Raw genomic sequence first — 11733 nt, 5'->3', positions numbered from 1 at the left:
CGCCACTGCGCCGCGGAGCCCGCCGCATCCCCCGCGCACACCCCCCCCCCCCCCGCCCCCGCCAAACCTGTCGGGCCGAGCCAGGCGCGGCATCACGGGGTCTGGCGAGCCGCTTTTGTAGGAGCGGCGTCAGCCGCGAAGCTGATGGTCAGCCAGATTGCCGATATGCCTGCGATTGAAGCAATGCCAGCTTCGCGGCTGACGCCGCTCCTACACGAGCTTCGGCAGGCTATCGGTAACGCCCCAGCCGAGCATGGCTCGGCTCTACAGTGGCCGAGATGGTTTCCGACGTCACCGCCTGCTACTGCCGTGCGCGTCTACGGTTACAGTCCAGGGTCCTCTCATTACGGGACCTCTCATGCCTGTATTCCTTCGCAGTCCACGCCTGCATGCGCTGTTGCTCACCGCGTTGCTCCCCTTCGCCGTGCAAGCACAAACGCCGCGCCTGATCGGCTATGTGATGGACAGCCCCGAGCCGCTGCAGTTGTCTGCACAGAAGCTCGACGTGGTGAACTTCGCCTTCGCCGTGGTTCGCCTCGATGGCAGCGTCTACCTGCCCGAGAATGTCGATCCGGCACGCCTGCACGCCGTGGTCGCCAAGCGCGCGGACAACCCGTCACTGCAGATCGTGTTGTCGATTGGTGGCTGGGGTGCCGGCAACTTCTCCGAGGCCGCCGCCACTGCACCGGCACGCGCACGCTTCATCGACAGCAGCGTCGCGCTGATGCACCAGTTCAAGCTCGATGGCCTGGACATCGACTGGGAATACCCCACGCTCGGTGATGCCGACATCAGCCACAGCCCGGATGATCGCCACAACTTCACCGTGCTGCTGGAAGAACTGCGCGCGCGCCTGGACCGCGAAGGCAACGGCAAGCGTCATTACCTGCTGACCATCGCCGCTGCCGAAGGCCGTGCCGCGGAAGGCCTGGAGCTGCCGCGCATCGCCGAGTCGTTGGATTGGATCAACCTGATGACCTACGACTTCTATGGCAGCCTGACCAAGACCACCGGCCATCACTCCGGGCTTGCGCGCTCATCGCTGGCTACGCCGCAGGGCCGTACCACCGTGGATGCGGTGAAGTACTTCCTCGATGCGGGCGTGCCTGCCAGGAAGATCAACGTCGGCGTGCCGTTCTACGGCCGCACGTTTGGTGATGTCGGCACGGACAACAACGGTCGCTTCCAGAAGTTCACCAAGGAAGGTGGCTTCATTACCTGGCGTGACATCGTCCACACCCGCCTCAATGCGCCGAACTGGCAGCGGCTTTGGGATGACGAGGCGCAGGTGCCATGGCTGTGGAACGCCAGCGAGCGACGCATGATCAGTTACGACGATCCGCAGTCGCTGCTGATCAAGGCCAACTACGTGAAGCAGCAGGGCCTGGGCGGCGTCATGTATTGGGAGCAGCGCGGTGATGACAACGAGCAGTTGCTTGATGTGTTGCATGAGGCGCTGCGCGCTGACCCGGTAGTGCCGAGCCATGCTCGGCAGGAGCTTCACCGGTAATTCCAACCGTGGTGCCGAGTCACGCTCGGCAGAGGCCTTCCCCGCAAAAGCTACCCTCACCCCAACCCCTCTCCCGCATGCGGGAGAAGGGCTGGATTGGCCGCGCACTGCAGAGCCAAGTAGTGGGGGGGGGGGGGGGGGGGGGGCGGGCGCGCCCCCCCCGCGGGGGGGGGGGGGGGGGGGGGGCCCCCCCGCCCCCCGCCCGCCCCCCCCCCCCCCCCCCACTACAGGAACGCAGAAGGCGCGGATTGCTCCGCGCCTTCTGCGTTCAACACACAAGCCTGCGCTTAGAAGCGGGTCTTGAACTCCACGCCCCACAGACGCGGCTCATTGATGAAGCCGGTGAGGTTGTTGAAGTCGATGCCGCCGGTGGCGCGGATCTGGTTGGTGATGTTGCGGCCGTACAGCGCCACGTCGTAGTCACCGTCATTCCACTGGTAACCCACGCGCAGGCCGCCTTCCAGCAGCGACTTGCCGGTGAATTCCTTGGACTCGTACAGGAAGAAATTGACTTCGCTGCGGTAGGCCCAGTCGGTGAACACATACAGCTGCGTACCATCGGCCAGCGGCAGCGACCAGCGTGCGGTCATGTTGTGGGTCCACTCCGGCGCCTGCGGCAGCGAGTTGCCGTTGATCAGCACCTTGCCGTTGACGACCGGATTGGTCACTGTGCAGGAGAAGCACGGCGCCACGCTCAGATCGGAATCCTTGATCTCGGTGTGGTTGTAGCCGCTGCCCAGGGTGACCAGCAGGTTGTCGGTCAGGTAGGCCTGCAGATCCAGCTCGAAGCCCTGGCCAACACTCTTGTCGGCATTGAGCAGGATGTTGGCATTGCCGCCGGCGCCGCCCACGGCGGTCAGCTGCTGGTCCTTGACCCGGTAGTGGTAGACGCTGGCGTTCAAGCGCGCACGGTTGTCCCAGAAGTCGGCCTTCACGCCAGCCTCGAAGGACAGCACGGTTTCCGGATCGGCCACGGTCTTGTTGTTGAAAGCACCCGCCGACTGGATCGAGCTGCCACGGAAGCCGGTGGCGACGCGGCCATAGACGTTGACGGTGTCATTGACGGCGTAGGTGGCCGAGAAGTCCCAGTTGAACTTCTTGTCCTTGGTCGAAGCCGACAGGTAGGGATCGACCGCATCGCCGGCAGCGAACGCCGCCTGCTGCGCGGCGAGCAGACCGGCGAGATCGCACTTGGCCGACAGCACGCACGGCGAGAAACCGGTGTTCCAGTAATCCTTGACCTTCAGGTCCTTCTTGTCGACGGTGTAACGCACGCCGGCGCGCAGTTCCAGCTTGTCAGTCGCCTGGAAGTTCAGGCCGCCGAACACCGCCCAGGCATCATTGGTCTGGTTGATGCGCTGGAAACCGTCCTGCTTGCTGCCGTTGGTGCTGTCGTAGCTGACGCTGTCGACGTCGTAGTCTTCCTTGAAATAGAACACGCCGGCCTGCCAGTTCAACGGGCCTTCGTTCTGCGATTCAAGACGCAGCTCCTGGGTCCACTGCGAGTGGCTGGGGATGCCATCGGCGGTTTCCGAGGCGAACGGCACATCGGCGGTGAAGTACGGGCCGGAGGTGCCGTCGATGTCGCCGACGCTGAAGGTATCAACGGTCTCGTAACCGGTGATCGAGGACAGCTTGTAGTTGCCCAGGTCCCAGCTCAGGCGTGCATTGGCACCGCTGCTGTCGAGCTCGGAGTGGTTCAAACCATCGATCGAGACCTTGTTCTCGTCGAAGCCGGGCACGAAATCGTTGCTGCCCTTCTTGAAGATGTTGCCGCGGAACAGGCGCGCGGTACCGTTGAGGTGACGCTTGTGTGCGCCCAACAGTGCTTCGAAATTGTCGCCTTCGTACAGGAACTGCGCACGCACGGCCGATTCGTCATAGCCTTCCAGGCCGTCATTCGGGCCGGTGCCGGTGTTCTTCACCCAGTCGTCGCGGCGCTGGTACAGGGCCGACACGCGTGCCGACCAGCGCGCGCTCAGCGCGCCACCGACGGCGGCTTCCACGTTCCACAGGTTGTCACTGCCGTAGCCGACCTTGCCGTAGCCTTCGAACTCCTGCGACGGGCGCACCGAGTCGAACTTGACCACGCCGGCCGGGGTGTTGCGACCGAACAGCGACCCCTGCGGGCCACGCAGCACTTCCACCTGTTCCACGTCGAAGATCGGGAAGCCCTTGAGGATCGGGTTTTCCTGCACGATGTCGTCATACACCAGCGAGACCGGCTGCGAGGTATTCAGACGGAAGTCGGTGTTGCCGTAGCCGCGGATGTAGAAGCGCGGGAACGCACGGCCGAACGAGGATTCGATGTTCAGGCTGGGCACGCGGCCGGACAGGTAACGCACGTCGGTACCGCCGGAGGCCAGCGCGTCGAGCTTCTCGCCGCTGACGGTGCTGATCGACACCGGCACGTCCTGGATGTTCTCCACCTTGCGTGCGGCGGTGACCTTCACCGCATCCAGCGTGGCGGCTTCCTTCTGGGCCGGGGTCGCATCCTGCGCGGCAGCGGTGAGTGGCAGTACGGCGAGAACGGCGACAAACAGCGGATGCGCTGCCGGCAGGCGGCGGCGGACGGTACGGGTCGGGGACATGGCGGAGAAGGGCCTGTTGAGGAGGAATGGGGAACTGCGCCTAGCATGGAATTGTTGCAGTACAACATTCGTATCGCAATCGTTCAGGTATTCAGCAGCATGACGCCTGTCAGGGGTATCTGGCCCTTGCGCCGCATAGACTGGGACTTCCTTCCCGCCCAGGCACCTTGCCATGACCCAGTGGTATTTCCATATTCCCGGCCAGGCCGACCGCGTCGGCCCCTTGGACGACGAGGCCGCGCGTCGCTTTGCCCAGGGCAGCCGCCAGGCATTGGCCTGGCGCGAGGGCATGCAGGGCTGGCAGGCGGTGACCGAGATCGCCGACTTCGGCGGCCAGGCCGGCCCGCCGCCGACCCCGCCGCCGGTGGGTGGCAGGGGCAACCGTGCCGACGATATCGACTTCCGCATCATCGGGCATGAGATGCAGTTCGTGGAAATCGAACTGGACCCGGGCGAAAGCGCGATTGCCGAGGCCGGCGCACTGATGTTCAAGGATTCCACGGTACAGATGGACACCGTGTTCGGTGACGGCCGCCACGAGGGCCAGGGCGGCGGCTTCATGGACAAGCTGATGTCGGCCGGCAAGCGCGTGATCACCGGCGAGAGCCTGTTCGCCACCGTGTTCACCCACACCGGCAACGGCAAGGCCAAGGTCGCCTTCGCCGCGCCCTATCCCGGCACCGTGATCCCGATGAAGCTGGACCAGCACGGCGGCAAGCTGATCTGCCAGAAGGACAGCTTCCTGGCCGGCGCGCGCGGCGTGCAGGTGGGCGTGCATTTCCAGCGCAAGGTGATGACCGGCCTGTTCGGCGGCGAGGGTTTCATCATGCAGAAGCTCGAAGGCGACGGCTGGGTGTTCGTGCACGCCGGCGGCTGCGTGGTGGAACGCGAGCTGGCCGCAGGCGAGCGCATCGATGTGGATACCGGCTGCGTGGTCGCTTACCACGCCGGCGTGGACATGGACGTGCGCCGCGTGGCCGGCCTGAAGAGCATGTTCTTCGGCGGCGAAGGCGTGTTCCTGGCCACCCTGACCGGCCCTGGCAAGGTCTGGCTGCAGTCGCTGCCGTTCTCACGCCTGGCTGGCCGCATGTTTGCCGCCGCACCGCAGGGCGGTGGCCAGAGCCGCGGTGAGGGCTCGGTGCTGGGTGGGCTGGGCCGCTTGCTGGATGGTGACAACAAGTTCTGATGTCACCGCGGTTTCCGTAACCCGGCTGGAGAGGCCGGGTTACGGAATCATGTACGCACCCATTGCGCACACGCAGCGTGCCGTCGTCCATGCATGGAAGATGTATCTGCTTGTCGCTCCCTGGCGCCGTGGCCATACTCGCCGCATTCTTTTTCAGGGGATGGCAGGACGCCATGCACGCGCAGGACAACGTTTACGCACCACCACAGGCCTCACTGACGCAGGAAACCGTGGAACCGTCGGCCTTGCCGCCGTTCTATGTGGTTTCAATCACCAAACTGGTGCTGCTGTACGTCGCCACCCTCGGCTTCTATTCGCTGTATTGGTTCTGGAAACACTGGGCCCGGCACAAGCGCGACAAGAAGCTGGATATCTGGCCAGTGCCGCGCGCGATCTTCGCGATCTTCTTCGCCAACAGCCTGAACCAGGAAATCGACCATCGGCTGCGTCGCGCAGGCAAGCGCTACGTTTGGTCACCGGGCATGTGGGCCGGCGCTTACGTCATCTCAGCCATTGGCGGACGCATCGTCAGCCGCATCCCCGATAACCTCCTGCCGGCTCTGCCCAGCTTCGGCATCGGCATGCTGTTGTTGGCGGTGAACGCGATGGCACTCGTGCAGGCGCAACGCGCGGCCAACCTTGCCTGCGGCGATCCAACGGGGGCAGGGAATTCGCGACTGACCGCAGCAAACTGGGCCTGGCTGGTAGTGGGCGGGCTGTTCTGGGTGGTGATCGCGCTTGGCATACTCTCGTTGTTCTGGACGCCAACGGTGAACGTCCCGGCGGGCTAGTTCCGGCTGCGGAAGACAGCCGCAGCTAAACCAAGCAGCAGCCCGCTGGCGGCCTTGCCAACACAAAGCGCTATGCTGGCGCCCTCTCCAATACCCCTGTTCATCATGAAAGCGCGCAACGTCCGTCTGCTGCTGTCCCTTTCCCTGTTTGGCCTGCTGGCAGCCTGCGGCGGTGAGAACACCAAGCCCACCCCGCCGGCAGCGGTGCAGCCGACCACGCCGGTAAGGCCGGTCAAGATCGGCGTGGCACTGGGCGGTGGCGCGGCCAAGGGTTTTGCCCATATCGGCGTGATCAAGATGCTGGAGGCCAACGGCTTCGAGCCGGTGGTGGTGTCCGGCACCAGCGCCGGCAGCGTGGTCGGTGCCCTGTATGCCAGCGGCATGAACGCCTTCCAGATGCAGCAGAAGGCGGTAGCACTGGATGAAGCCAGTATCCGCGATATCCGCCTGTTCTCCGGCGGTCTGGTGCAAGGCCAGAAGCTGCAGGACTACGTCAACGCGCAGGTCGGCAACAAGCGCGCCGAGCAGCTGCAGAAGCCATTCGCTGCAGTTGCCACGCAACTGGAAACCGGTGAGCGCGCGGTATTCGTGCGCGGCAATGTCGGTCAGGCGGTGCGGGCTTCCAGCTCCATCCCCGGTGTGTTCGAGCCGGTGATCATCGGCGGCAAGAGCTATGTCGACGGCGGCGTGGTCAGCCCGGTGCCGGTGGATGCGGCCAAGCAGCTGGGCGCCGAATTCGTGATCGCAGTGGATATTTCCAGCCGCGCCACCGGCCAGCGCCCGACCGGCCTGCTGGGTGCGGTGGGCCAGTCCATCACCATCATGGGCCAGCGCCTGGGTGAGCAGGAACTGGCACGCGCCGACGTGGTGATCCGCCCGGCGGTGCTGGACATCGGCGCAGCCGATTTCGAGCAGCGTGGCCGCGCCATCCTGGAAGGCGAGAAGGCCGCGATGGCAGCAATGCCGCAGATCCGCGCCGGCATTGCCCGCCTGCAGCAGGCGCGTGCCGCCAGCGCGCGCAATGCCGATGCACGCGCCGCCGCCGTACAGGCCGAAGCACACCAGCGCTGCCAGGACAGCCGCAGCCGCATCGAAAAACTGCGTGGCATCGAGAAGAACTGCAGCGCCCCAGCGCGTTGAGGTTTGAAGCCCCTCTCCAATGGGAGAGGGGTTGGGGTGAGGGTACGGTTGAAGCGAGTTGCTGCAGGGTGTTCCATTGGCTTCGCCCCTTACCCTCATCCGTCCCTGCGGGGCACCTTCTCCCGCAGGGAAAAGGAACCTCCTTACCGCCCCAATTGCGACAGCGGCAGGGCGCGGAACTCCTTCACCGTGCGCAGCACGAAGCTGGAATTGACGTCGGCCACACCGGCTGCGTTGAGCAGCTTGTCGAGCAGGAATTCCGAGAAATGGTCCAGGTCGCGCACGTAGACCTGCAGCAGATAGTCCATGTCGCCGGTCAGCGCATGGCAGGCCACCACTTCGTCCCATAGCTGCACCGCCTGCACGAAGTGATCGATCGCCGCCTGGCCGTGCTTGGACAACTGCACGCGCACGAAGGCCTGCAGGCCCAGCCCGATCGCGCGTGGCTCCAGCCGTGCGCCATAACCGGCGATCACGCCTTCCGCTTCCAGCCGCTGCACCCGCCGCAGGCAGGCCGACGGCGAGAGATTCACCCGCGCCGCAAGCTCGGCGTTGGTGGCGCGGCCATGCTGCTGGATTTCGACCAGAAGCCGCAGATCCGTGCGATCAAGATTCACCGACGCCATCTTTGTTGCTCCGCACCATTGAATGGACGCAACAATATTGCGTCATAACCGACTGGCAGCGCAATTACGCACACCTGTTGCGCGGCAGGCTTCCTACCATGCGGTTATCTATTCCCTTCAGGAGCTGCCGCCATGGAAGCCAACCCGCGCCGCGTCGAACACCAACAGACCGACAAGGGTTACGTGCCGGTCTATACCACCGCCGTTGTGGAGCAGCCCTGGGACGGCTACAGCGCCGACGACCATGCCACCTGGAGCACCTTGTACCAGCGCCAGCGCGAGCTGCTGGTAGGCCGTGCCTGCCAGGAGTTCCTCGATGCCCAAGACGAGATGGGCATGAGCGAGCACATGATTCCGCGCTTCGACCAGCTCAATGAAGTGCTGGGCGCGGCCACCGGCTGGACCCTGGTCGGGGTGGAAGGCCTGCTGCCGGAACTCGATTTCTTCGATCACCTGGCCAACCGCCGCTTCCCGGTGACCTGGTGGATCCGCCGCCCGGACCAGATCGACTACATCGCCGAACCGGACCTGTTCCACGACCTGTTCGGCCACGTGCCGCTGCTGATGAACCCGGTGTTCGCCGACTACATGGCCGCCTACGGCCGCGGTGGCGTCAAAGCCCACGCGATCGGCCCGGACGCGCTGCAGAACCTGACCCGCCTGTACTGGTACACGGTGGAATTCGGCCTGATCAACACCGCCGAGGGCCTGCGCATCTACGGTGCTGGCATCGTGTCGTCCAAGGGTGAGTCGCTGTACTCGCTGGAGTCGGCCGCGCCGAACCGGATTGGCTTCGACCTGGAGCGGATCATGCGCACCCGCTACCGCATCGACACCTTCCAGAAGAGCTATTTCGTCATCGACGGCTTCGAACAGCTGATGGCCGCGACCGAACCGGACTTCACCCCGATCTACGCACGCCTGGCCAACGCCGAACATCTGCCTGCCGGCGACGTGCAGGAAGGTGACGCGGTATTCCAGCGCGGCAGCGGCGAAGGCTGGGCCGACGGCGGCGACGTCTGAGCCAGCTAACATCGCAGCAGACGAACGAAGAAGCCGCCCAAGGGCGGCTTCTTCGTCTGCGTCCCACGTAGCCCGGGTAAGCAAAGCGCACCCGGGGCTCACAGAATCATGCAGCTCACTGCGCCGCCTTGGCCACCCGCCGACCGCCGTACTTGCGGTCCAGGTAGACGCCAACCAATACCGCCACCAGCAACGGTGCCGCCCACGGGAACAGCTCGATCAGCAATGCCGGCACCGTGGTATGGCTGTGCAGCCACTGCCATACCGGCCGCATGCCGATGCCGAGGAACGCCACATGGGTAGCGATGCCCGCACCCAGGATCGACTGATAGTGCTGGCGGAACGCCCAGTCCGGACGCGATGGACCACGGCGGGCGAACTTCAGCATGCGCCAGCCCACCCACAGGCCAATCGACGAGAAGCCCAGGAACAGGGGCTGACGATGCTGGATGCCGGTGCCGACGACCACCAGGGCCAGGATCACCATCGGCCATAGCGCCAGATGCCAGCCGGGCCGTGACACCAGCTGCTTCCAATCGCGCTTGTCGGTGACCGCACGCCAGGCAAGCCACGTCGCGTTGCCGGTGATCGCCATCAGGTAGGCCAGGAACAAGGCCGACAACGGCTGCTGGCGGAAGAAGGCGAACTGGACGGTGATCGGCAGCGCCGTAACCACGATCACCGCCATCGCCAGCAGATACACCTTGCCCAGCAAGCGATGCCGGGGCGAGCCTTTCTTCATGAACGCCGCCGACCAGAAGCCGACCAGGGCGACCACGCCAGCCAGCACATGCAGCGCAACGATCAGGGAATATCCGGGCATGACAGCGATCTCTTCGGTGGTGGCCGGCGAATGCGATGGCCTGTGCACAGCGTGCGTTTTCGGGCGCACGCACGGCAGTCGCGGCAGTCATTGATCGACCCTGCCGGAAGTCACTTTCTGCTCCGCCCCCCTTGCCGCTGAGGCCTGCGCCCACCAGCATGCGTGCATGGAAATCACTCCCCGTTCGCGCTGGCACAGGCTGCTGCACCCGCTCAACCTCGCCGGCCTGCTGACCTGGCTGGCGGTAGCGGCCACCCTGCCCTATGGCTCCGGCGAGCAGATGGCCCTGCGCTGGGGCAGTGCCCTGCTGTTCCTGCTCGCCTTCCTGTTTGCCGCCAGCTACGAGCGCCCGTCGCCGCAGCGCAGCGTGGCGCTGCTGGTCGAGGCAGTGGCAGCGCTGGCGGTGATCCGCCTGGCCGCCAGCAGCGGCGTGGCGCCCGCCCTGCTGGTGATGCTGGCCGCGCAGGTGGCAATGAGTTGGCCACTGCGCATCACGCTGGTGGTGATGCTGCTGGTCAACCTGGGCATGTACCTGGTGCTGCGCGACGTGCACAGTCACCCGGCCGCGGTGGTGCTGATCTTCGCCGGTTTCCAGGCTTTCGCCATGCTCACGACCCACTACGCCAGCAGCGCCGAGCAGGCGCGCGACCGGCTGGCGCTGGTCAATGCCGACCTGCTGGCCACCCGCGCCCTGCTCGCCGAGAGATCGCGCGACATGGAGCGGCTGCGGCTGTCGCGTGAACTGCACGATGTCGCCGGGCACAAGCTCACGGCGCTGAGGTTGCACCTGCGCGCGCTTGCCGGCCGCACGGACGCAGCGCCTGAGCTGGCCCTGTGCGAACAGCTGTCCGCCGAGCTGCTGGGCGATATCCGCGCGGTGGTGCATTGCCTGCGCGACAGCGGCCAGCTCGACATGGATACCGCCCTGCACGCACTGGCCGCGCCCTTGCCACGCCCACGCCTGCAGCTGCAGTTGGATGCCGACGTGCAGGTCAGCGATACCGCCAAGGCCGAAACCCTGCTGCGCTGCGTGCAGGAAGCCCTCACCAACAGCGCCCGCCACAGCGATGCCAAGGTGCTGCAGGTTGCCCTGCAACGCCGCGACGGACGCTTGCTGCTGGCGATGGAAGACGATGGCCAGTTGCGCGGCGAACCACGCCCTGGCAATGGCCTGACCGGCATGCGCGAACGCGTGGACGAACAAGGCGGCAGCCTGCAGCTGCAACGTGCTGCTTCCGGTGCCCTGCAGATTCGTGTGGAATTGCCGGCATGAACGATTCCCCCCGCATTGCCCTGGTCGATGACCAGGCCCTGATCCGCGCCGGCCTTCGCGCCCTGCTGCAGCAGCTTGGTATCACCATCGTGTTCGAAGCCGACAGTGGCGACGCCCTGCTCGAACAGATCGCGGAGCAGCCGGTGCAGCTGATCCTGTCGGACATCCGCATGCCGGGCATGGACGGCATCCAGGCCTTGAAATCCCTGCGCGAGCGCGGCGATCAAACGCCGTGCGTGTTCCTGACCACCTTCGACGAGAGCGACCTGCTGCTGCGTGCCACCGAAGCCGGCGCACAGGGTTTCCTGCTGAAAGATGCGGCACCGGAAGACCTGCATGACGCCATCGTGCGCGCCATCGCCGGTCAGACCCTGTTGCAGCCGGTGAGCACCGATGCGGTGCGACAGCGTTATCGCTACCACGCCGATGACGCGCCGAAGGAGTTGTTCAGCCAGAAGGAAGTCGCGGTCCTGCGATTGATGGCTGGCGGCTACAGCAACCGCGAGATCGCCGGCAGCCTGTTCCTGGCCGAAGGCACGGTGAAGAACTACGTGTCGACCATCCTCGACAAGCTCGACACCCGCGACCGCACCCGCGCGGTGTTGAAAGCGATCACCCTGCGGGTGATCTAGCTCGAACGAAGCCGTAGTGCCGAGCCATGCTCGGCAGGGCTTTGCCGTTAACCTGTCCGCCATTGTGGGAGCGGCGTCAGCCGCGAAGCTAACAACGCTGGAACAACCGACATTTCCGCAATCTGGAGGTCCACCGGC

General features: G+C 65.3%; 10 protein-coding genes. 7 read left to right on the top strand and 3 right to left on the bottom strand.

The annotated features are described in order from the left end of the window. Positions 1–358 precede the first annotated feature (358 nt). Entirely contained in the window at positions 359–1510 is a 1152-nt protein-coding gene (locus tag ACVOLI_RS19015) for a glycoside hydrolase family 18 protein (protein ID WP_481615574.1), read from the top strand. Positions 1511–1797: 287 nt separating this feature from the next. On the opposite strand, the gene ACVOLI_RS19010 is transcribed toward ACVOLI_RS19015, so the two are convergent. Next, the gene (locus ACVOLI_RS19010; protein WP_481514295.1) at positions 1798–4101 is read right to left on the bottom strand and encodes a TonB-dependent receptor; all 2304 of its coding nucleotides are present in this window, start codon (positions 4099–4101) and stop codon (positions 1798–1800) included. Between the two features lie 172 nt (positions 4102–4273). On the opposite strand from ACVOLI_RS19010, the gene ACVOLI_RS19005 reads away from it, so the two are divergent. The 3 genes from ACVOLI_RS19005 to ACVOLI_RS18995 all read left to right on the top strand — a co-directional run bounded on the left by ACVOLI_RS19005 (position 4274) and on the right by ACVOLI_RS18995 (position 7218). Continuing rightward, complete coding sequence (locus ACVOLI_RS19005; protein ID WP_296250363.1) at positions 4274–5287, top strand: TIGR00266 family protein; 1014 nt, start codon at positions 4274–4276, stop codon at positions 5285–5287. 173 nt (positions 5288–5460) lie between these two features. Next, positions 5461–6078, top strand: a complete 618-nt coding sequence (locus ACVOLI_RS19000) for a hypothetical protein (RefSeq protein WP_296250365.1) — start codon at positions 5461–5463, stop codon at positions 6076–6078. Between the two features lie 72 nt (positions 6079–6150). Next, positions 6151–7218: a patatin-like phospholipase family protein gene (locus ACVOLI_RS18995; RefSeq protein ID WP_481615573.1), complete on the top strand. Its 1068-nt coding sequence runs from the start codon at positions 6151–6153 to the stop codon at positions 7216–7218. Positions 7219–7361: 143 nt separating this feature from the next. On the opposite strand, the gene ACVOLI_RS18990 is transcribed toward ACVOLI_RS18995, so the two are convergent. Beyond that, positions 7362–7844 carry an Lrp/AsnC family transcriptional regulator gene (locus tag ACVOLI_RS18990; protein ID WP_282271903.1) on the bottom strand — a complete coding sequence of 161 codons (483 nt, stop codon included), beginning with the start codon at positions 7842–7844 and terminating at the stop codon, positions 7362–7364. A gap of 132 nt (positions 7845–7976) precedes the next feature. Here ACVOLI_RS18990 and phhA point away from each other — a divergent pair, with 132 nt between their 5' ends. After that, on the top strand, positions 7977–8867 hold the full coding sequence (gene phhA / locus ACVOLI_RS18985) for a phenylalanine 4-monooxygenase (protein WP_481615572.1): 891 nt from the start codon (positions 7977–7979) through the stop codon (positions 8865–8867). Between the two features lie 115 nt (positions 8868–8982). On the opposite strand, the gene ACVOLI_RS18980 is transcribed toward phhA, so the two are convergent. After that, entirely contained in the window at positions 8983–9690 is a 708-nt protein-coding gene (locus ACVOLI_RS18980) for a DUF2306 domain-containing protein (RefSeq protein WP_481615571.1), read from the bottom strand. Positions 9691–9856: 166 nt separating this feature from the next. Here ACVOLI_RS18980 and ACVOLI_RS18975 point away from each other — a divergent pair, with 166 nt between their 5' ends. Then, entirely contained in the window at positions 9857–10963 is a 1107-nt protein-coding gene (locus ACVOLI_RS18975; protein ID WP_481615570.1) for a sensor histidine kinase, read from the top strand. Next, on the top strand, positions 10960–11595 hold the full coding sequence (locus ACVOLI_RS18970; protein WP_481615569.1) for a response regulator transcription factor: 636 nt from the start codon (positions 10960–10962) through the stop codon (positions 11593–11595). Before ACVOLI_RS18975 ends, ACVOLI_RS18970 begins: the two co-directional genes overlap by 4 nt. The last annotated feature ends 138 nt before the right edge of the window (positions 11596–11733 follow it).

The sequence above is a fragment of the Stenotrophomonas sp. STEN029 genome, from assembly GCF_056760015.1.
Note: the sequence above shows the minus strand (reverse complement) of the source record. Positions and strands in the feature narration are given on the sequence as shown.